General features: G+C 63.1%; 23 protein-coding genes. 13 read left to right on the plus strand and 10 right to left on the minus strand.

Annotation, left to right across the window (positions count from 1 at the left end):
- Positions 1-21: 21 nt before the first annotated feature.
- Positions 22-189: a 50S ribosomal protein L33 gene (rpmG, locus tag ACVW16_RS03310; RefSeq protein WP_057756569.1), complete on the plus strand. Its 168-nt coding sequence runs from the start codon at positions 22-24 to the stop codon at positions 187-189.
- Between the two features lie 132 nt (positions 190-321).
- Here rpmG and ACVW16_RS03315 read toward each other — a convergent pair whose 3' ends face one another.
- Positions 322-1,395 carry a TauD/TfdA family dioxygenase gene (locus tag ACVW16_RS03315; protein ID WP_456735372.1) on the minus strand — a complete coding sequence of 358 codons (1,074 nt, stop codon included), beginning with the start codon at positions 1,393-1,395 and terminating at the stop codon, positions 322-324.
- 236 nt (positions 1,396-1,631) lie between these two features.
- Here ACVW16_RS03315 and ACVW16_RS03320 point away from each other — a divergent pair, with 236 nt between their 5' ends.
- Entirely contained in the window at positions 1,632-1,886 is a 255-nt protein-coding gene (locus tag ACVW16_RS03320; protein ID WP_456703957.1) for a DUF3551 domain-containing protein, read from the plus strand.
- A gap of 32 nt (positions 1,887-1,918) precedes the next feature.
- Here the strand turns inward: ACVW16_RS03320 and ACVW16_RS03325 are convergent, their stop codons facing one another.
- Entirely contained in the window at positions 1,919-3,157 is a 1,239-nt protein-coding gene (locus tag ACVW16_RS03325) for an MFS transporter (RefSeq protein ID WP_456735373.1), read from the minus strand.
- A 129-nt stretch (positions 3,158-3,286) separates the two neighbouring features.
- Between ACVW16_RS03325 and ACVW16_RS03330 the strand changes: the two genes are divergently transcribed.
- Positions 3,287-3,892 (plus strand): TetR/AcrR family transcriptional regulator, encoded by a 606-nt coding sequence (locus ACVW16_RS03330; protein ID WP_456703959.1) that lies wholly within the window; start codon positions 3,287-3,289, stop codon positions 3,890-3,892.
- A gap of 185 nt (positions 3,893-4,077) precedes the next feature.
- On the opposite strand, the gene ACVW16_RS03335 is transcribed toward ACVW16_RS03330, so the two are convergent.
- Both ACVW16_RS03335 and ACVW16_RS03340 read right to left on the minus strand, forming a co-directional pair.
- Complete coding sequence (locus ACVW16_RS03335) at positions 4,078-5,451, minus strand: PleD family two-component system response regulator (protein ID WP_456703960.1); 1,374 nt, start codon at positions 5,449-5,451, stop codon at positions 4,078-4,080.
- 14 nt (positions 5,452-5,465) lie between these two features.
- Positions 5,466-5,831, minus strand: coding sequence for a response regulator (locus ACVW16_RS03340; RefSeq protein ID WP_008566616.1), 366 nt, complete (start codon positions 5,829-5,831; stop codon positions 5,466-5,468).
- A 265-nt stretch (positions 5,832-6,096) separates the two neighbouring features.
- Here ACVW16_RS03340 and ACVW16_RS03345 point away from each other — a divergent pair, with 265 nt between their 5' ends.
- From ACVW16_RS03345 to ACVW16_RS03355, 3 genes are all read left to right on the plus strand, one after another.
- Complete coding sequence (locus ACVW16_RS03345; RefSeq protein ID WP_092236002.1) at positions 6,097-6,408, plus strand: DUF3572 domain-containing protein; 312 nt, start codon at positions 6,097-6,099, stop codon at positions 6,406-6,408.
- A complete protein-coding gene (locus ACVW16_RS03350) occupies positions 6,405-7,694 on the plus strand; it encodes a DNA polymerase IV (protein WP_456735374.1) in 1,290 nt (429 codons plus the stop codon). The genes ACVW16_RS03345 and ACVW16_RS03350 overlap by 4 nt, the downstream gene beginning before the upstream one ends.
- 339 nt (positions 7,695-8,033) lie before the next feature.
- Entirely contained in the window at positions 8,034-8,456 is a 423-nt protein-coding gene (locus ACVW16_RS03355; RefSeq protein WP_456738179.1) for an ACT domain-containing protein, read from the plus strand.
- Between the two features lie 157 nt (positions 8,457-8,613).
- On the opposite strand, the gene ACVW16_RS03360 is transcribed toward ACVW16_RS03355, so the two are convergent.
- Positions 8,614-9,165 (minus strand): hypothetical protein, encoded by a 552-nt coding sequence (locus tag ACVW16_RS03360; RefSeq protein WP_456735375.1) that lies wholly within the window; start codon positions 9,163-9,165, stop codon positions 8,614-8,616.
- A gap of 965 nt (positions 9,166-10,130) precedes the next feature.
- On the opposite strand from ACVW16_RS03360, the gene ACVW16_RS03365 reads away from it, so the two are divergent.
- On the plus strand, positions 10,131-10,568 hold the full coding sequence (locus ACVW16_RS03365) for a DUF2231 domain-containing protein (protein ID WP_456735376.1): 438 nt from the start codon (positions 10,131-10,133) through the stop codon (positions 10,566-10,568).
- On the plus strand, positions 10,565-11,884 hold the full coding sequence (locus ACVW16_RS03370; RefSeq protein ID WP_456703965.1) for a PQQ-dependent sugar dehydrogenase: 1,320 nt from the start codon (positions 10,565-10,567) through the stop codon (positions 11,882-11,884). Before ACVW16_RS03365 ends, ACVW16_RS03370 begins: the two co-directional genes overlap by 4 nt.
- A gap of 844 nt (positions 11,885-12,728) precedes the next feature.
- Here ACVW16_RS03370 and ACVW16_RS03375 read toward each other — a convergent pair.
- Both ACVW16_RS03375 and ACVW16_RS03380 read right to left on the minus strand, forming a co-directional pair.
- Positions 12,729-13,130: a RidA family protein gene (locus tag ACVW16_RS03375; RefSeq protein WP_456703966.1), complete on the minus strand. Its 402-nt coding sequence runs from the start codon at positions 13,128-13,130 to the stop codon at positions 12,729-12,731.
- A gap of 71 nt (positions 13,131-13,201) precedes the next feature.
- Positions 13,202-14,047: a cell envelope integrity EipB family protein gene (locus ACVW16_RS03380; RefSeq protein ID WP_456703967.1), complete on the minus strand. Its 846-nt coding sequence runs from the start codon at positions 14,045-14,047 to the stop codon at positions 13,202-13,204.
- Between the two features lie 202 nt (positions 14,048-14,249).
- Between ACVW16_RS03380 and ACVW16_RS03385 the strand changes: the two genes are divergently transcribed.
- The 4 genes from ACVW16_RS03385 (at position 14,250) to ACVW16_RS03400 (ending at position 17,262) form a co-directional block, all read left to right on the plus strand.
- Positions 14,250-14,717 (plus strand): RidA family protein, encoded by a 468-nt coding sequence (locus ACVW16_RS03385; RefSeq protein ID WP_092236013.1) that lies wholly within the window; start codon positions 14,250-14,252, stop codon positions 14,715-14,717.
- A 10-nt stretch (positions 14,718-14,727) separates the two neighbouring features.
- Positions 14,728-15,474 (plus strand): glycerophosphodiester phosphodiesterase, encoded by a 747-nt coding sequence (locus ACVW16_RS03390; protein ID WP_456735377.1) that lies wholly within the window; start codon positions 14,728-14,730, stop codon positions 15,472-15,474.
- Between the two features lie 54 nt (positions 15,475-15,528).
- A complete protein-coding gene (locus ACVW16_RS03395) occupies positions 15,529-16,770 on the plus strand; it encodes a GNAT family N-acetyltransferase (RefSeq protein ID WP_456735378.1) in 1,242 nt (413 codons plus the stop codon).
- A gap of 66 nt (positions 16,771-16,836) precedes the next feature.
- A complete protein-coding gene (locus ACVW16_RS03400; protein ID WP_456703970.1) occupies positions 16,837-17,262 on the plus strand; it encodes an HIT domain-containing protein in 426 nt (141 codons plus the stop codon).
- Between the two features lie 3 nt (positions 17,263-17,265).
- Here ACVW16_RS03400 and tsaA read toward each other — a convergent pair whose 3' ends face one another.
- Positions 17,266-17,757, minus strand: a complete 492-nt coding sequence (tsaA, locus tag ACVW16_RS03405) for a tRNA (N6-threonylcarbamoyladenosine(37)-N6)-methyltransferase TrmO (protein ID WP_456735379.1) — start codon at positions 17,755-17,757, stop codon at positions 17,266-17,268.
- 78 nt (positions 17,758-17,835) lie between these two features.
- Positions 17,836-18,798 (minus strand): transglycosylase SLT domain-containing protein, encoded by a 963-nt coding sequence (locus ACVW16_RS03410; RefSeq protein ID WP_456735380.1) that lies wholly within the window; start codon positions 18,796-18,798, stop codon positions 17,836-17,838.
- Positions 18,799-18,880: 82 nt separating this feature from the next.
- On the opposite strand from ACVW16_RS03410, the gene ACVW16_RS03415 reads away from it, so the two are divergent.
- Positions 18,881-19,519 (plus strand): HAD family hydrolase, encoded by a 639-nt coding sequence (locus ACVW16_RS03415; protein ID WP_456735381.1) that lies wholly within the window; start codon positions 18,881-18,883, stop codon positions 19,517-19,519.
- On the opposite strand, the gene ACVW16_RS03420 is transcribed toward ACVW16_RS03415, so the two are convergent.
- Positions 19,516-20,556 (minus strand): phenylacetaldoxime dehydratase family protein, encoded by a 1,041-nt coding sequence (locus tag ACVW16_RS03420; RefSeq protein ID WP_456735382.1) that lies wholly within the window; start codon positions 20,554-20,556, stop codon positions 19,516-19,518. The genes ACVW16_RS03415 and ACVW16_RS03420 overlap by 4 nt on opposite strands.
- Positions 20,557-20,573 lie beyond the last annotated feature (17 nt).

Genomic DNA, 20,573 nt, shown 5'->3' on the forward strand with positions numbered 1-20,573 from the left:
TTCATTTCTGAGGTTCAGAACATGGCCAAAGCGGTCACCATCAAGGTCAAGCTCGTGTCCTCGGCCGACACCGGCTTCTACTACGTCGCCAAGAAGAATTCGCGCACCATGACCGACAAGCTGGTCAAGAAGAAGTACGACCCGGTCGCGCGCAAGCACGTCGAATTCAAGGAAGCCAAGATCAAGTAGGATCGGCGAAAACGTCGAAGAGTTTTGCGGGGTCCTCGGGGCCCCGTTTTCGTTTCCGCCCTGGTGTGCCGCGCGCGGTGCCCCCTGGGCGATGCGCAGCATCGTCCGCTGAGCCGGCCCCGGTTCCGAACGTCAATCCAGCGGAACGTTCAGGCTGGTGCCTTTGGTGATGATGCCGCCGCGATTGCCGATCTCGATCGAACCGTAGCGCTCCCTGAAGCAATCGGGCAGCGGCCGGTCGCCTTCCATGCTGAGCCAAAGGCGCAACAGATGACGCTTCCGGCTTGCATCGGGCCAATCGCGGAAACCCGTCCGATCATGCAGCAAGGCATGATTGTAGACGAACTGCATATCCCCCGGCTGAAGCCGCATGCCAAAATGCAGATCGGGATCATTTGCCAGCGCGTCAAAGAGATCGAGCGCCTCGACGTGAGCCGGCGTCAGTCTCGGCGCATCGGGGAAGCGCTGCGCACTATCGATATACTGACGCTGATAGAACCCGGTCAGGAACCCCGCATGCCAATTCAGCACCGGGATTTGCAGATATGGCTTTTCGTTCTCCGGCACCTCGCCGCGCCGGTCCGTCGCGATTGGATCAAACAACAGGGCGGCAAGGTCGGGACGCCTGTCGAACATCTCGTTGTAGATTGTGGATGTACTGACGAGAAGGGAATCGCCGCCCTCCATCGCCTCGCGAATGCATAACAATCCGACGACGTCGGACGAATCCGTGTGGAACGTTTGCCTTTCCGACGTCTGATAGATCCGCGTGTTCGGATCCCTCGCATCCGCACCTGTGTCGCGCACGTGACCGAGAATGTGCCCTGCCGCATTCTGGGACCGTGCCGATCCGAGATGGGCGCCCACCCCGCAAAAGATCGTCGCGGCAAACTCCTGGCTGTATTTTGCGACCGGAAGGCCGCGTATGACTTCAAAGCCCAGGCCAACCAGCAGCGTCTTCTTGAGATCGTCCAGATGCGCGCCGAAACGAGGGAGCGGAAAACTGTCCTTCGTGATGTCGGCGATCTTCTTGCTCCGACCGAGATATGATTCAGCCGCGGTCTCGAGCTCCGCGATATCGCCGGCATCAAGCGAGATCAACCATCGATCGGGATTGGCCTTCATCTCGGCGCCGAGCCATGCGGACGCGACCTCAACCCGCCCTGGAGGACGATTGACCCGACTGGGCGCTGAGACCGCATTCATGTTGCTGGCTCCCGAAGCTCGGCCGTAAACGAATTCATCGGACGCCAACGATATGGTTCGGATCGCTCGTTGGCAACGCTGGCGGGCGAAATGCGCGCAACGATGGTTGCGCCGCGGAGTGCACCTCATTGCACGTCCTTTGTTCCGCGAGCGCGCCGAAGTATGATTGCCGTGGTGGGAGGACTCTCTGTGTCCGCAGTTCCAAGGCAGGATCTGCAAATCGTCGGAGTCACATCATGCGCGCCCGTCCCTTTCTGCTCGTCATATGGGTCATAATGTCCGCGCCCACGCCAGCTGGAGCTCAACGCTTCGGTGGCAATGATCCGGTTTGCCTTCAGCAGTGGAAAAGGGGCGGCGTCAGCTGGATTTCGTGCCGATATAGTTCGTGGGAACAGTGCAAAGCGGAGACTGTGGGTCTTCCCGCCATGTGCCTGCTGAACCCCTATGCGCAACGGCCGCCTCGTCCGGACCGCGGTCCGCGTCCCCGATAGGTGCGATTGGAGCGGCTGCTGTCCACTCGCAGCTACGCCGTTCGCAGCACCGGCGCCGGTGGCTGTGCGGGCCGCATCAGTGCGAACGCGACCTGCATGATGCCGCCGGCCAAACCCAGCGCCACGCCGATGCGCCAGGCCATGCTGTACGAGCCGAGGGCGTCGTAGATCAGCCCTCCTCCGTACGCGCCGAGGAAGCTGCCGATCTGGTGGCTCATGAAGGCAAGGCCCTGGATCATGGCTTGCCAGCGCAAGCCGAACATCTCGGCGACGGCGCCGGCGACCAGCGGGCCGACGCCCATCCAGAGAAAGCCCATGATGGCGCCGAACAGCAGCGTCGAGAACGATGACGCCGGCAGCATGAAATACCAGGCGAGCGCGAGCGAGCGCAGGATGTAGATGCCCCCGAGCAGGGCCAGCTTGTTCCAGCGCTGGCCGGCCCAGCCGAAGAACAGCGAGCCCAGCACGTTGAAGCCGCCGATCATGCCGAGCGTCTGCGCGCTGAGCATCGGATCGAGCCCGCAGATCGCCAGATATGACGGCAGATGCGTGGTCAGGAACACGAGCTGCATGCCGCAGACGAGATAGGCGCAGGTCATCACCACGAAAGAAACATTGCCGAAGGCGGCCCTCGCGACGGACGCGGCCGTGGCGTCGCCGATGTCGTCGGCGGCGGGCTTGGGCAGCGGGATGGCGTCGACGCGGCCGGCGTACCAGGCGGCGGGGATCATCAGCACCGACATGACGACGAAGCCGGCGAGCCCAATGCGCCAGCCAAAGCCCTCGTTGAGCATCTGCCCGATCGGCGCCGACAACAGCGCACCGAGCGAGCCCGCGCCGGAGACGATGCCGAGCACCGTCGAGCGCACCGCCGCGGGCACCGCGCGCGCCGCCACCGACATCGCGATTGCGGCCGCGGTGCAGGCAAGCGAGGTGCCGATCAGCACGCCTGCGCCGATCATGATGCTGACGAGACCGCCCGCGGTCGCCATCAGGATGAGGCCGGCGATATACATCAGCGCGCCCACGATCATGATCGGGCGGAAGCCGAAGCGCACCGTCATCGCGCCGGCCGGCGGCTGGAGAAAGCCCCAGGCGAGGTTTTGCACGGCCAGCGCCAGCGTGAAGTCCGACACCGAAAGGTGGATGTCGTGCGTCAGCGGCTGCATGAAGATGCCGAGCGACTGGCGCAGCCCCATGCTCAGCGTCAGCATGATGGAGGCGCCGATCAGGATCGGCAAGGCCGGACGCAGGACCTGCAACAGGGGCATTTTTGTCTCCCTCGAGGGCGCAGGACGCGCGCCGACGTCTGCAATATCGGTTGACTTCGGTTACACAGACCTGTGTAATTAGTCTATAGGTGGCGGGCGCTGTCAAGCGAAGAGGATATTTGTCGACGCATGGCTCCCCCGCCCGCACCACAGTCGATGAAAGAGCGGATCCTTCAGACCGCCGACAGGCTGTTCTATCTGCAGGGCATTCGCGCGATCGGCGTCGACACCATCGCGGCCGAGATCGGCATCTCCAAGCGCACGCTCTACAACCACTTCCCCTCCAAGGACGCGCTGATCGCGGCCTATCTGGAGCGCCGCTTCGTAAGCGCCCGCCCCTCCGACAAGCCGCCGGCCGAGCAGATCCTCGGTACCTTCGATTCGCTCGAGCGGCGTTTCGCGGCGAAGGATTTTCGCGGCTGCCCGTTCGTCAATGCGGTCGCCGAGCTAGGTCCGACAGACCGCGCCGTGAAAAAGATCGCCATCGCCTTCAAGGAAAGCCGCCGCGTGTGGTTTCGCGAGCGGCTGACCGAGCTCGGTGTTTCGGATGCGGACGCACTCGCCACGCAACTCGTGCTGCTGGTCGACGGCTCGATCGCGCAGGATCTGGTGCGTGACGATCCCGCCATGGCGCGCGCGGCGAAAGAAGCGGCGAAGGTGCTGCTGCGGAACGCGGGCGTGGATGTGAGCGATGAGGCAGCGAAACCGGTCAAGGGCAAGCGTTCGCCGCAATAATCACCGTCGTCGTATTGCTCGGTGTCATCACCCGCGAAAGCGGGTGATCCAGTATTCCAGAGACGGTGAGGCTCCGGCCGAGACGCCGCGGCGTACTGGATTCCCCGCTTTCGCGGGGAATGACAGCGGAGTTCGGGGGACGGTTATGGCCCCAAGGTTACACGTTGGGTCCAGCGCGCGAACGGTCACGCCGCCTGCGCCACCACGCGATTGCGTCCGTCATGCTTGGCGCGGTAGAGCGCGGTATCGGCGCGCTTGAGGACGTCGGCGACCGCTTCGCCCTTCTGCTCCAGCGTGGTCAGCCCGATCGAGATCGTGACCTCGACGCGCTTGGTGCCCTTGTTGACGGCAAAGGGCTCACCCGCGATCGAACGCCGCAGCCGCTCGGCGACCATGCCGGCGACGTGGAGATCGGTCTCCGGCATCACGATGACGAACTCCTCGCCGCCATAACGGCAGGCCAGATCGATGCCGCGGATCGACTTGCGCACGCGCACCGCGAACTCGCGCAGCACGTCATCGCCGCCGTCATGGCCGAAATTGTCGTTGATCGACTTGAAATAGTCGATGTCCAGGATCATCAGCGCGAGCGGCTTGCCGCGGGCGGATGCCTGCTCGGCCAGCGTCGCCAGATGGCTCTCCATGTAGCGCCGATTGTGCAGGCCGGTGAGCGCGTCGGTGATCGCCATCTCGATCGAGTTCTGCACGTTGTCGCGCAAATGATCGGTGTAGCGGCGGCGGCGGATCTGGGTGCGGGCGCGCGCCAGCAGCTCGGTCTTGTCGATCGGGCGCAGCAGGTAATCGTTGACCCCGATCTCGAGTCCGCGCAGCAGCCGCGTGGAGTTTTCCGCCTCCGCAACCGCCAGGATCGGCACGTGGCGCGTGCGCTCCAGCGAGCGGGCCTGGCTGCAGAGCCGCAGGCCGTCGAAATTGTTCAGGTCGAGCGAAACGATCAGCAGATCGTAATTGCCCTCGGCGGCATGGAACAGGGCTTCTGTCGGATTCGGCTCGACGTCGATGGTGTGCTCGGCGGCGAGGATCGTCCCCAGCCGCTCGTAGGACGACGGGCGGTCGTCCACCAGCAGGATGCGGCCACCCTTGCCTGCATCGGCGATGGCGCTGCGCTCGGGCGCCTGCATGCCGATCTCGAGCGAGGTGATGGCGCGCATGCGCAGCTCATCGGTCATCATCTTCAACCGCGTCAGCGAGCGCACGCGCGCGATCAGCACGACGTCGGAGACGGGCTTGGTCAGAAAGTCGTCGGCGCCGGCTTCCAGGCCGCGATTGCGGTCGGACGGGCTGTCGAGAGCGGTGACCATCACGACGGGAATGTGGTGGGTGGCCGGGTCGGTCTTGAGGCGACGGCAGACTTCGAAGCCGTCCATGTCAGGCATCATCACGTCGAGCAGGATGATGTCGCATTCGGCGCGGCGGGCCAGCGCCAGTGCCTCGGTGCCGTTCGAGGCGGTCATCACGTCGAAATATTCGGCGGAGAGACGGGCCTCGAGCAGTTTGACGTTGGCTGGAACGTCATCGACGACAAGGATACGCGCGGACACTGTGAACTCACTTCCTATCCGATAAAACGCCGGACCGTCTCGATGAATTTGCCGACCGAGATCGGCTTGGACAAATAGGCTTCGCAGCCGCCCTCGCGGATGCGTTCTTCGTCGCCTTTCATCGCGAACGCCGTGACCGCGACGACGGGAATGGCGCGCAGCTCCGGATCGTCCTTGATCCAGCGCGTCACCTCGAGCCCCGATACCTGCGGCAATTGGATATCCATCAGCACCAGATCGGGCCGCATCTTGCGCACGAGGTCGAGCGCCTCGTAGCCGTTGCTGGTGCCCGATGTCTGGTAGCCGTGGGCCTCCAGCAGGTCGCGGAAGAGCTTCATGTTGAGCTCGTTGTCTTCCACGATCAGGACGGTCTTAGCCATCCCGCCCTCCTGTTTGGTCCCAAAGACCGATGCATGTGACGCCTCAGGCGCCGCTTTCCGGCGCTTCGAAAACTGGATTCAAACTAGCCTCGAATTCGCTTGAGTTTCGTTAAACCCGAGGGGCCACTTTCTGCGATGTGGTTTCCAGTTGCTTGTCTGGCCCAGCAAGACTCAAGCGCCGAGACTCAGTCCCGAGACTCAGCCTAGAGACTCGGGCATAGTCCAAAGTAGACACCGAAAGTTAACGGAAAGGCAAACTGGGCCCGTGAAAAAGCCTGTTCACAACCCCCGCGAAGTAGCTGAAATCGTTGCGATTCAGGCGCTGTCCTTTGTTGCGGGCGACCCTGAGCGGCTGGGCCTGTTCCTGGCCGAGACGGGGGTCGGCCCGGAGACGCTCCGGAACGCCGCCTCGGACCCGAATTTCCTGCTCAGCGTGCTCGATTTCGTGCTGCGCGATGACGACACCGTGAAGGCCTTTGCCAAGGCTTCGGAACTGCATCCGACCAACGTTGCCGCAGCACGCCAGGTGCTGGGCGATGCGCTCGGTGATCCCAATTGGGAGCGCGACGTGCCGTGACCCTCCCCGACCCGGCCGGGCCTCGGTGCTTCTGCCGGGATTGCCTGGCCGATCTGGATATGGGCGGGCGGCGCTGTTCCGCCTGCGGCTCCCCTCGCCTCGTCCGGCACCGTACGCTCGCGAGCCTGACGATCGCCCATATCGATTGCGACGCCTTCTATGCGACGGTGGAGAAGCGCGACAATCCTGACCTCGCCGACAAGCCCGTCATCATCGGCGGCGGAAAACGCGGCGTCGTCTCGGCCGCCTGCTATATCGCGCGCACCTATGGCGTGCGCTCGGCCATGCCGATGTTCAAGGCGTTGGAAGCCTGTCCGCATGCGACCGTGATCCCGCCTGACATGGCCAAGTATGTCCGCGTCGGCCGCGAGGTGCGGCAGGCGATGCAGGCGCTGACGCCGCTGGTCGAGCCACTCTCGATCGACGAGGCCTTTCTCGATCTCTCCGGCACCGAGCGGGTGCACGGCATGATCCCGGCAAAGGTGCTGGCGCGGTTCGCCCGCAAGGTCGAGCGCGACGTCGGCATCAGCGTCTCGGTCGGCCTGTCCTGCAACAAGTTTTTGGCCAAGATCGCCTCCGACCTCGACAAGCCGCGCGGCTTTGCCGCGCTCGATCAGGACGAAGCACGCATCATGCTGGCGGAAAAGCCTGTTGGCTTCATCTTTGGCGTCGGGCCGGCGACGCAGGAACGCCTTCTGCAGCGAGGCTTCCGCATCATCGCCGATCTTCAGAAGGCCGACGAGATCGAGCTGATGCGGCAGTTTCCGAGTGACGGCCGCAGGCTTTGGCGGCTCGCGCGCGGTATTGATGATCGGCGCGTCGAGCCTGACCGCGGCGCCAAGACCATTTCGAGCGAGACGACGTTCGAGACCGACATCCGCGATTTCGCGTCGCTGGAAAAGATCCTGTGGCGGCTCTGCGAGAAGACGTCGTCGCGGCTCAAGAGCAGCGAGTTGGCCGGCTCGACCGTCACGCTGAAACTGAAAACCGCCGATTTCCGCCAGCGCACCCGCTCGCAGTCGATCGCAGCACCGACGCAGCTCGCCGCAAAGATCTTTTCGATCTGCCGCGAGATGCTGGCGAAGGAGATCGACGGCACCGCGTTCCGCCTCATGGGCGCCGGGGTCAGCGCGCTGCGCGACGGCTCCCCTGCCGACGACACCGACATGCTCGACCGCCGCGCCGCCCACGCCGAGCGCGCGGTGGACAGCCTGCGCAAGAAGTTCGGCAGCGCCGCCGTCATCCGCGGCATCGCCTATGAGGGACCGGAGAAGGCGCAGGAGTGATGGCGTCCTGCGCAAATCAGTCGCACTCAAAGATTTGCGCACCAGGATAGACGCGCCTGGCGTACCGAACGACCAGCTGCCGATCCTGCGTCTCCGGGAAGGGAGTCCGTATCTGACTAGACCCGACGATGAGGTGCCACAAGCCGTTGAGCTTTTGGATGACGACGTTCATTTGAGCTCCGCGTGATGACCCGAGTGGACTCAAATTGTAAGAATCTCCCGCCGTCGCTCAATTGTACCACCGTAAGGTCGGCGCATGAGAAGGATTAGAGGGGATATACCAAGGTATGTTGGTCGTGGATTCAACAGCCGCTCGCGCGGCGAGAGGGCTGGCATATGGTGACAGGCGAGCGCGATCTCGGTGCACTGCTGAAGAGCATGAAGCCGGAGATGCTGGACGGCATCTTCGTGTTTTGCCCGATTGCGCCGAGCGCGAGCATTCCCGCGATCATCAGCCCGATGCTGACGTTCCGCGAACGCGAAGGAACGACGCTTGTCATCCCACGTGAGCAAGCCGAAGCGACCGGATTGCGTTACGCTTTCCCCTCGCGCCTGATTACGTTGACAGTCCACTCCACACTCGACGCCGTCGGATTCCTGGCAGCCATCACCGCGCGCCTCGCCGCAGCCGGCATCAGCGTCAACGCTGTGTCGGCCTTTCATCACGACCACCTCTTCGTGCCTTGCGACAGGGCCGATGAAGCAATGGCTCTACTGCAAAACATGAGCGGGCCGAGCTCAATCGAAGCTGTGACCTCGTAAGCAGCTGGCTGCCTGATGTCTGGTCGACCCCTGACAGCGGCGGGAAATGGACGTCTGCCAAGGTCGCTGAAGGGCCATCAGAGGACTATCTGCCAAGTTGAAGTGGTACCCGGCGCACGATGAGGGCTGCAAGGGGGGCAGATTGACCGAATTGCAATCATTTTTGAGGCACGACGCTTTCAATCGCACTCTTTGCGGCACTGAGGTTACTGATCACCTTTGTACTTTGCGCTGCAGCCGTCGTTCCTCTGCCACCCCAGATAGGAACCCCAGATGAGCCGCCCGCACAGTAGTTCCCGGTGAGTATAGTATTTACGTCTTGCAGGTTCTTGATCGACTCCGGAATGACGGCTGCAATTCCAGACATAACTTGATTTGCGCGCGCCAAATCTTTCTCCAGGGCAAGCGATTTCTGTTGACATGCATCAGCATAACTCCTCGCCTTCTGCAGCTCTTGCTCGGTGGCGGGCTTACCTTCATTTGCGTGCTGCAATTCAACTTGCAGAGTGTTCACCTGGCTCTGCAGAGATCGCGCATCGAATGCCATGTACTGCAATATGGCGCCGACCAACACGAGGGCAAAGCAGAAACACATGAAAACGTAAATAGGCGTACCTCTCGCATTAGCTCGTAGCAGGAGATAGGTCAAAAACGCTAAGAGAAAACCTAGGCCGATGGCACCGGCGCTCAATATCGCTGGAATGTTCATTAAAAGTAATCCTTCGCAAGGAGTCGCTGAAATGGCTCGCGCGAGACAGCAGAGGCTTGGCAACGAGTTCCGCGCGAAGCGCAGTTTGCAACTCGTAACATACTTTGTCACCATAGGTTGTATCGTGCTGCAAAGTTTGGCAAGCGGGAATGTGCCCCTTCCGATAGTCTGGTTGATCGCGTCGGCTTTGGATCAAACCTGGAAAAAATGGTTTGCCGTTCCGCCGAATGCGCGGGCAGCAAACGGTTCGAGAGCCTCCCCGTTCGGATCCTGAAAGGCCCTCGAGCAGCCACGGCGGCGGTTCGCCGGGGCTCAGGCGGACGGGCGAGGCGGAGCGAAAGCCCCGGGGGATGAGCGGAACGCCTTTCTGAAGCGAGCCTCTAACGCAGATCAAGCAATCGCGTTGGAGCGGCAGCTTCGCGAACATCGCTAGGAACGAGGCAAAATAGGAGGGGTTGGCTCCATGACCTGTGTGTCCCCTCCTAAAACTAGGCCCCCGACAATGGGGGCCATTCTTTTGGGGCAGCATTGACCGGGCGCAGTCGTTGCGCCGCTCACACTCGGTCACAGTCACTCAATTGGCAGGCCGATTTTCGGGTCGTCGGCTCCGCTAACCCAAAGGCGCTGGTGACGCCGCGCCTATGGATTTAGATCATCTTTTTGAGGACCGGAGCACAGATCGTTTCGATCGACCAGGTCGAGCTTACGCAAAGCTTGGCTCTAAAGGCCAGTGCGAGAATGTGCTCCTGTTCCCGGATGAACTCGATGCGGCGCCGCTTTGGTTGTCGGCTGTGACTGTTTTCGCCTTCTGGCACCTGCTGGTGGTCAGCTGACTGAATTCCATTAGGAACACACCTCTACGGGCTCCGTTGGTGGGCCAATCGACGTGATGGATGCGTTCCGTTCGCAATGTTCTGAGCGGTTGGCAGCCGCTTGGGCGCGACATTGGATGTTGAGGAGAGCACATGGCGAGATCGCCGCCCGGGATCAGTCCCAAATCACTGCTGCACCCCGGCTTCATCTCCGCCGGAGGAACCCTGTTGATTGCCGCGTTGGTCACCGACCTGATGTATTGGGAAACGTCAAACTGGCAGTGGGCCAACTCGTCGGCTTGGCTGATTACGGCTGGCCTGGTTCTGGCTTTAGTCGCCACGATTGCCCTGATTGTCGATTTTGTCGCAGGCCGAGCGGGACGGATCGATTGGATCGCCTTCCTGCTCGTCGCAGCGGCCGCGCTTCTCTCGTTCTTGAACGTTTTCATTCACAGCCGTGACGCCTGGACCTCGGTCGTGCCTCAGGGAATTTCGCTTTCCGCAATCGTGACAATTCTGCTGCTGATGGCCGCCGCCACCGGTTGGAAGGTGACCACGGTTCGCGCTCCCGCGATCGGAGAGAGACCGTGATTCATGCGCTTCGTGGCTTGCCAGCCATCTGCACTCTGTTCGCGCTGACCGCCTGCAGCGACCAAGGCGGCGATCCCATGCGGCAATACGGAGCAGATCCTTACCTCCCGGAGCCTCAGAACTATCTGCTGCCCCCCATGAGCGTCCCGAAGGAGATTGGCTGGAAACCAGGGGAGACGCCGACGACCACTGATGGGTTGAAAGTCCAGTCGATGGCGACGGGGCTGATGCATCCTCGTATCGTCTATGCTCTGCCGAACGGCGATATCTTGGTCGTGGAGGGTAACAGTCCCGGCACTACACCTTTCCGGCCCAAGGACTTCATCCAAGGCAAAGTAAAAGCGCGGGCCGGCACGGCCGGCAAAGGTGGCAACCGCATCACCCTGCTTCGCGATGCCAACGGAGATGGAATCTCGGAGCAGCAAACTGTTCTCGTCGACCACCTCCACTCACCCTACGGGGTGGCTTATGTGGACGGCACACTCTACGTGGCCAACACGGACGCGATCATGGCGTTCAAGTACACGCTCGGGCAGACCGAGATCACTGAGCCAGGGAGGAAGCTTGCGGACCTTCCAGCCGGACCGATCGACCATCACTGGACCAAATCGATGGTAGCAAGTCCGGATGGATCCAAGCTTTATGTTGGCGTCGGGTCCAACAGCAACATCACCGAAAACGGGCTTGACGCCGAAGAGGGGCGAGCAGCGATTTACGAGGTGGATCGCTCGTCGGGTGCCAAGCGCATTTTCGCGTCGGGCACGCGAAATCCGACCAATCTCGCCGTTGATCCCGACACCGGACGGCTGTTCGCGGTCGTGAACGAGCGGGACGAGATCGGCCCGGACCTGGTCCCCGACTATCTCACCATGGTGCAGGAGGGCGCTTTCTATGGCTGGCCTTACAGCTATTGGGGCCAGCACGTTGACATACGTGTCCATCCGCAAAGGCCGGACCTCGTGGCCAAGGCGATCAAGCCCGACTACAGCCTAAGCTCGCACGTGGCCGCGCTTGGTCTCGCGTTCAGCAAAGGCGAGAAACTGTCACCCAAATTCAGTGACGGCATCTTTGTCGGCGAGCACGGCAGTTGGGACCGCAGCCCTGTCAATGGCTATCAGGTTATTTTCGTGCCGCTGGTGAACGGTCGGCCCGAGGGCAAGCCTGTCCCGGTCGTAACCGGATTTCTCGGCAACGACAACGCGACGGTGCGGGGCCGGCCCGTGGGCGTCGCAATTGACCGCACGGGTGCGCTACTGGTCGCCGACGATACAGGCAACGCGGTGTGGCGCGTCAGTGCGAACCAGACGGAGCATTAGGACACCCGGTAGCACTCGCCGCATAGCTAATCCCAAAGAGCCGACGATTGGACGCACATCGGCCTGCTCTTTGGAACCGCTGCGAACCCGGGCATTTGTCGGCGTGGTACAACGAGGGTCTCACCATGAGAGTTCGGGTTGGACTGGTCGCACTTTTCGTCGCCGCATTTAGTACCCTCGCCTATGCACAAAGCAGTGGTGGCGCCGGGGCTGGGGGTGGTTCGGCAACGGGGGCTGGCTCGATCAGCACGGCTGCCGGGTCGATGTCTGCTCCCGGATCAGTCAATGGGACCGGGGGGTCGCCAGGACCAAACACGAGCAACGCCCTCAGTCATGGAACGACAGGAAGTCGGCTCGGCACCTCCCCGAACGAGCAGACAAAATCTGGCTCGTCACCGGCGGCTGGTGGTTTTGTCAACGACAGTACAATGAACAAAGCTGTTCAGGATTTGGGGAATACAAAAACCGGCATCGTGCCTGACCACTGATAAAGCTGCGGCCGGTTCGGCCGGCAACCTCTCCGATGCGAAGTCCTCGCGACATGGCCCTTCCTTTCGTGCGAAAGCGCCTCGCGACCGTAGCGCTGATTTCCCGGAGACAGGATATCGCGCAGCGGTGGATCGCGTGCCTGCCTCGATTGGCCGTTGCCGTGTTCGGATGGCTACGATGGCATAGTACCACTGTTTTGCCCGACGCGTCAAAGTAAATTCTAAAAATACGAAATGACGCAGCGTTCCGGGATTGCGTTTCTACTGTGCATGGGGTTGTTTTCGCGTTTTGCCAAAAGCACGGGCGGACGCGGCCCAGCAAGGGCGGCGCGTCGCCGGCGTCGCGTTCAGCGTAGTCAATCCGCGACCGCGATCGCCTCGATCTCGATCAGCCATTCCGGCGCGGCGAGTGCGGTGACGCCGACCAGCGTCGAGGCCGGCGGCTCCATGCCTTCGAAGAACACCGAGCGGGCCTTGCCGATGATGGGGCGCAGCTCCGGCTTGTAGCCGACGACGAAGGTCGTGATCTTCACGATGTTGGCGTAGGTGGCACCGGCCGCCTTCAAGGCGTGACCGAGATTCTGCATCACCTGCGTGGTCTGCGCGGCGATGTCGCCCTCGCCGACGATCCGCCCCTCCTCGTCCACCGACACCTGGCCGGAGATGTAGATCGTGCGTGCGCCGGAGGCGGTGACGACGTGGGAATAGGCGGGATTGTGATGCAGGCCGCTGGGGCGGAGATGATCGAGCTTGGGCATGGGCTGGCTCCCGGAGTTTGTGGTCGGGAGGGAGCGTAGCCGGAGACTGTGCTTGGGGCTAGCCTCGCCCCTCAATTGCAGGGCTTGCTGTCCTTGACGTCGAACTTGCCCATCGCGCCGGAGATCACGAAGTCGTTGTAGTCGAGCACGAGCTGACGGGAGACGCCGTTCTCGTAGAGCTCGAACGACATCGCATAAACAGGCGTCTGCTCGCCTTCCTTCTGCGGGACGTCGCGATCGAAATAGCTGACCGTCACCGGCCAGCGCGTCAGCGACTTCATGTGCTCGTCCGCCGTCGCCGGATCGGGCGAAGCGGTACGGTCGGCGGGGATCGGCTGACCGATCACGGTCAGCGTGTTGTAGACCTTCTGGCCATCGTCGGAGCCGTCATAGACTGAGAGCTCGAGAAGCGATTTGCCGTCCTTGGCGGCGGCAATGATGCGCTGGATCTGTTCGGTCGGAAACACGATCTTGCCGTCGAGCGTGAAGTTCTTCGGCGCCGGCAATTTCAGCTTGACGTCGATGTGGTCGCCGTTGCGCACCGCAGAGCCGTCGACCAGGCCCGCCTCGGTCTCGTTCATCCGCGTTTCGATCTTGAAGCGGTAGCTCTTTCCGGCGGCGTCCTCCCAGGAATTGGAGCGGAGATCGCTGAGCGTGATCTTGCCCTCGCCGCTGTCGAGCTCGGAGACCTGGCGGAATTCGGACGTGTAGCCTTCGCAGCTGTTGCCGGCGAAATTGTAGAGGATGCGGCCGCGCGCGCTGCTGATGGAATTGGAACGCGATTTGACGAGGTTCAGATCGTAGAGCGCCTGGTGCGCGAGAAATGGAGCGCTCGAGGCATGCGCGCCGGTACCGGCGCCGAGAGCGGCCACCGCGAGCGCCATGACACCGAGGGAAGTCCGGAAAAGGTGCACCATGTCTGTTCCCTGAGGACGCGCAGATTCGACACTTTAATGACCGTTCCATTGCGTCGCAACTGCGGCGGTTTCACGTAAAGTTGCGCCTCACAGAACCTCCTGAGCCGGCTTGCATGTGTCGGCTCGATCGGCGAAACATGCCGCGCCCGGCCGTCACGAAGGCGCCGGAGAGGATGAGTTTTCCAGACATTGAGGTCGAGACATGGCGGGCACGGTCGAGCAGAAGCTGGCGGAACAAGGCATCAAGCTGCACGAGGCTCCCACCCCCGTGGCCAATTACGTCCCGTTCGTGCGCACCGGCAATCTGCTGTTCGTGTCCGGCCAGGTTTGCTTCGATCCCGCCGGCAAGCTGATCGCCAAGGGCAAGCTGGGCGCCGGCGTTTCGGTCGAGGACGGCGCCGCGGCCGCGCGCGGTTGCGCGATCAACCTGCTGGCACAGGTGAAGGCGGCGCTCGGTGATCTCGACAAGGTCACGCGCGTGGTGCGCCTCGGCGGCTTCATCAACTCGGCGCCCGACTTCCTGGACGGGCCGAAGGTGCTCAATGGCGCCTCCGACCTGATGGTCGCCGCCTTCGGTGACAAGGGCCGTCACGCCCGCACCACTGTCGGCGTCGCCTCGCTGCCGGCGGATGCGGCGGTCGAGGTCGACGGCATCTTCGAGGTCGCCTGAGGCCGGCATCGTGCGAGCCCCGGATTGGCTGACAGCGCGGCCGGTCGCCCATCGCGGCCTGCATGACATTTCCCGCGGCATCGTCGAGAACATGCCGGGCGCGGTGCAGGCGGCGATCGCGGGCAATTTTTCGATCGAGGTCGACATCCAGCTCTCGGCTGACGGCGAGGCCATGGTGCACCACGACCATGCGCTCGGCCGTCTCACCGAGGCAAGCGGCCCGGTGGCCGCGAAGACCGCGGCCGAGCTGAAGGCGATCACGTTCAAGGATACGTCAGAGCGGATGATGTCGCTCAGCGACCTCTGCGCCATGGTCGCCGGCCGCGTGCCGCTGGTGATCGAGGTGAAGAGCCACTTCGACGGCGACCGCAAGCTGGTGACGCGGATGGCCGAGGTGCTGGCAACCTATCGGGGGCGCGCCGTCGGGATGTCTTTTGATCCCGACCAGGTGCTGGCGCTCCGTGAACTCCTGCCCACCCGCCCGCGCGGCATCGTCGCGCAGCGCAGTTACGAGGACGAGTACTGGGCCTCCCTGACCCCGAAGCAGCGCGACAGCATGCTGTACCTGCGCCACGGTTTCCAGACCCAGCCCCATTTCGTGGCTTTCAAGGTCGATCATCTCCCGGCACCGGCCCCCTGGATCGCCCGTAACGTCTTCGGTTGCGCCCTGCTCGGCTGGACCGTGCGCACACCCGAGCAGCGGGTGCGGGTCGGACAATCTGCCGATCAGATGATCTTTGAAGGTTTCGTGCCGTAAGCTTGATGTTCCCGACCCTTGAAGTCGCTGCTGCAATGCACGATCTTGGGCGCAATGGCATCATCCGAAATCACCCTGGAGGCGGTACCGTCCATTGGCGAAATCTCGCCGGAGGATTGGGACGCCTGCGCCAATCCTGGCAGGGCCTGCAACGGGCATGGCTTGGCAACCTCATCCGGGTTTCCAGGCGATTCCCGTGGCCTCTTAAAGCCTGCCTACAACCCGTTCGTCTCGCACGCCTTTCTCTCGGCCGCCGAGAAATCGGGTTCAGCCACAATCCGCACCGGCTGGGGACCGCGGCACCTCGTGGCCAAGATCGATGGCCGGATCGCCGGCGTCGTGCCCTGCTATCTGAAATCGCACAGCCAGGGCGAATACGTTTTCGACCGCGGCTGGGCGGACGCCTATGAGCGCGCCGGCGGGCGTTACTATCCAAAGCTGCAGGTCTCGGTTCCGTTCACGCCCGCCACAGGACCGAGGCTGCTGATCCGCGACGGCGTTGACCACGAGCGCATCGCGGACGCGCTCGCGAGCGGGCTGGTGGCGCTGTGCGGCGTCAGCAAGGCCTCCTCCGTTCACGTTACCTTCGCGCGCGAGGCGGAGTGGAAGCTGCTTGCCCGGCACGGTTTCCTCCAGCGCACCGACCAGCAGTTCCACTGGCGCAACGAGGGCTTTGCCAGCTTCGACGATTTCCTCGCGACGCTGAACTCACGACATCGCAAATCGATCAAGCGCGAGCGGCGCGACGCGCTCGCGGCAGGGATCACGATCCACTGGCTCACCGGAAAAGACATCACCGAGGACGCCTGGGACGCCTTCTTCGCGTTCTACATGGAGACCGGCTCGCGCAAATGGGGCCGCCCCTATCTCACCCGAGGATTCTTCTCGCTGATCGGCGAGACCATGAGCCGGGACGTGCTGCTGGTGATGGCGCGCCGCAACGACCGCTGGATCGCAGGCGCCATCAACTTCATCGGCTCGGATACGCTGTTCGGCCGCAACTGGGGCGCGGTCGAGCATCATCCCTTCCTGCATTTCGAAGTCTGCTACTATCAGGCGATTGATTTCGCCATTAAACACGGTCTCACGAATGTCGAAGCCGGGGCGCAAGGCGAGCACAAGATTGCACGCGGCTACCTGCCGCGGACGACACACTCGGCCCATTTCATCGCCGATCCCGGGCTGCGCCGCGCCATCGACGACTATCTCAAGCGTGAGCGGGCCTATGTTGCGGAAGCCGGACGGGAGCTTGCCGAGCTTGGTCCCTTCCGGAAAGGCATCGACGAGCCGTCTTGACGCGTGCGCGGGGCTGGTGACAGTAAGCGCAAAATTCGCAGCGCAAAGTTCTTGGGAGCCGCCGCCATGACCGCCTACGATCCGAACAACATCTTCGCCAAGATCCTGCGCGGCGAGTTTCCCTGCCACAAGGTCTATGAGGACGAGCACGTCTTCGCCTTCCTCGACATCATGCCGCGCGTATCAGGGCACACGCTGGTGATTCCGAAGGCCCCTGCCCGCAACATCCTCGACATCAAGCCCGACGACTACGCGCATGTTGCGCGCGGCGCGCACCTGATCGCGGCGGCTGCGATGAAGGCCTTCAAGGCCGACGGCATCACCGTGCAACAATTCAACGAGGCCGCCGGCGGACAGGTGGTGTTTCATCTCCACATGCACGTGATGCCTCGCCACGACGGCGTCGCGATGCTGCCGCCCGCGAGCCGGAAGGAAGACGTCAAGGTGCTGGAAGAGAACGCGACCAAGTTGATCGCTGCGCTGAAGAGCTGATCCTCACTCCGTCTGAAAATCGCCCGGCTGCGGCGCGGCGAGCGGCGTGAACTCGCAACGGTCTGGCTTGATGTCGATCAGCGGCGTGTTGTCGAGACAGTCGAGACCGCGCACGAGGATGGCATTGCCCTCGATGCCGACGAGCTTCACGATCGAGGTGCCGATCGGATTGGGCCGGACCGGCGAGCGCAGCGAAAACGTGCCGCGGGTTTTCTCGTTGTTCTTCGGGCTTTGCAACACGATGTCGCGGCGCGACTTGTCGAGCCAATAGAGCACTTCGAGATTGCTATAGAAGTCGACTCCCTTGATCGCCGGCACGAACGGCTCGAAGATCTCGAGCCGGCAGATCGGGCCATCCGTACGGCCCTGTCGCGGCGTCTCGAGCCGCGAGGTCCATGGCGTGCGAATGCGACCAATAAAGACGAGGCCGGCGTCTTCCGTCGATGGCAGCTCGATGGCGATCTCGCCCTCGCGGAGTTCGTTTTCGCGAACCATACTCTTAAGTTCCTTGGCTGTTCGGAGGCGTTTTAGCCTAACCAGCACTTGCCGGCCAGCATGAAGACTGCACCGTTTCTATCCGCGCGCGCCCCGGTTCTTCAGCACAAAGCAAGCGCCGCCTGCTTTCCGGATGCGGTTGCAGAGATCATCCGCCTCGGGGCGCGTATCAGCGCCGATACGCACCTGGTAGAAGGCGTGCGAGCCGCGGCTGCGAACCACCGAGCTCAACAGGCTCGGATCGCGCTCGCCGATCACCGCGCCGAGGCGCGTGACGGCGCGGGAGTACATCGCCAGCGCCTTGTTGCGGTCGAAGCCGGCGGCGAGCTGCACGCCCCAGATCTTGGCAGCGGCAAGCTCGACATGCTGCTCGAGCTCGGCGACGAACGGGTTCGGCGCGCGCTTCAAGAGCGCCATCAGGTCGCGGCAGCTCGTCGGCGGCGAGCTCGGTGGCCCCTTGCCGGTGCTGCCAGCCTTGGCCCAGGCGTCGACGGTCGCGCCAGTGATGGCGTAGACGTAGTTGCGGGTCTGCTCCGGCATGCCACCGGTGCCGGCGAGCCATTCCTGCACGCGCCGCGGGCCGGCGTTGTAGGCGGCCGCAGCGAGACCGAGATTACCGAACTGATTGCGCAGCTCGTTGAGAAACTCGGCCGACTTCGGCAGCGCCTGGACCGGATTAAAGGGATTGAGCAGCCCCCGCTCGCTCGCAGTGCCCGGCATGAACTGCGCGATCCCCTGCGCATGCTCGCCGCTGCGCGTCACCGGGCCCACGGCATCGGCCTGGAATCGGCTCTCCTGCCAGATCACCCGGGCGAAGAATTCCAGCGGCAGGTTGGCGTCACGCGCGGCGGCCTCCACGATCAGGCAGATCGACTCCCGTGTGTCGCTCTCGCGCAGAGGCTCGCCTGCTGCCGGTTTCGCCGGTGCCTCGGGGCCAAGCTGCGTCGGAGGGACCTGAGCATCCTCGGCGTGCACGGGCGTGACGACGACCGCCGCCGCGAGCACCCACCAGATCAGCTTCTGAGCCCCGACCAACGCCATGTCGCTCCCAATATCGGCCCTTGATCTCGGGGCTAAAGGCAACTAGCAACGGGCGGAATTGGCAATGCTGAGCCCGGCCAGAATGCGGACAATCTATTTTGATCTCGACGGCACGCTGACCGATCCAAAGCCCGGGATCACCGGTTCGATCCAGTATGCCCTCAAAAAACTTGGCAAGGCGGTCCCGAGCCAGGACGAGTTGACCTGGTGCATCGGGCCGCCGCTGCATGCGAGCCTGAAGGCGCTGACCGGAACCGACGCACTGGCTGATCAGGCGCTCCTGCTCTACCGCGAACGGTTTTCCGATGTTGGGCTGTACGAGAACGCACTCTATCCGGGCATCCACGACACGCTCGCGGCGCTCGCCGCAACCAGCGCGCGCATCTTCGTGGCGACCAGCAAGCCTGCGGTCTACGCCACCCGCATCGTCGAACATTTCGGGCTGAAGCCGTATTTCGAGCGCGTGTTCGGCTCCGAACTCGACGGCACCCGCGTCGACAAGCGCGACCTGCTGCGTTACGCGCTCGCCGAGACCGAAGTCGATCCGCGACAAGCGATCATGATCGGCGACCGCAGCCACGACGTGGTCGGCGCCCGGACCAACGGCATGACGGCGATCGGCGTGCTCTACGGCTATGGCAACGAGGCCGAGCTGCGGGACGCCGGCGCTCATCATGTCTGCGCCGCGCATCCGGAACTGCTCGGCCACTGTGTGGGCTAGGCTCTGACGGTCTCCACCGCCGCCAGCATTCCGGTCTTGGCGTGGCAGTTCAGATATTCGAAGAACTGCTCGTCTGCCGCGGCCACCGTGACCTCGTGATACAGCCGCAGTCTCGCTGCCGGCCCCAGCGTCGACAGATATTTCATCGCAGCACCGAAGATCTTGACGTGGGTCGGATGCGATTCCGCCCAGCGCTCCAGCGCAGCCAGGCTCCTCCACCAGCTCTGGCCGTAGGATTTTTCGCTCGCCTTGCCGTCGGCCGAGAGCACCTGCATGTAGCGATTGGCATAGCAGCCGATGGAAGGGCCATCGTCGCGCAAGAAGTCCATGCCCTCGCGCAGCACCGGCTCGACGTCCTCGAGATAGAGCATCCGCTCGGACGCCTCGGTATCGCTCCAGTCCTGACCCGAGCGGATCAGACAGAGATTGTCGTGCGCCTTCACACGCAACCGCGCGCCATCATGGACCAGTTCGGGATTGCCGCCCGGCGACATCGGATCGGTTTGCGACAGCGGAATGCGATCGCGCATGCCGCCCCAATAGGCGTGCTCCTGCACCTCGCCGCTCATGCCCTCGGCAATCACCGCGACACCTTCGGGCCTGCCTAGCGAGGAAAACAGCGTCTCGTGCCGCGCCACAGCGGGACGCAGCACCTCGATGAAGGTGCCGATGCCCTCGCGAGGGTTTCCGGTCCACACCTCGCGCGCCGGTGCAAACCAGGCGTCGAAGCGCGCGATGTCGTCCCAATAGGCCACCGAGACGGTGTTGGCGTGGCCGGCCTGATCCACATAGTGCGCGCGGTCCCAATGCGAGGGACTGCTCTCGCCGGCGAACAGCCTGTCGATTTCAGCGAGCGCTTCCGTCGCAGCCGCCGGCGCCGCCCCACGATACTGGACGCCGAAATAGGCCATCACGACGCGGCCCACACCGGGCTTGTAGCGTGCCACGAACGAAGGATAAGGCGGCTGGTAATCATCCGGCACGCGCTTGTGTCGCGTGCGCGGGGTTTCGAGATGCGCGGGAATTGCGGATTCCATGATCGTACCCTCCCTTC

This window comes from Bradyrhizobium sp. USDA 4474 (genome assembly GCF_054057515.1).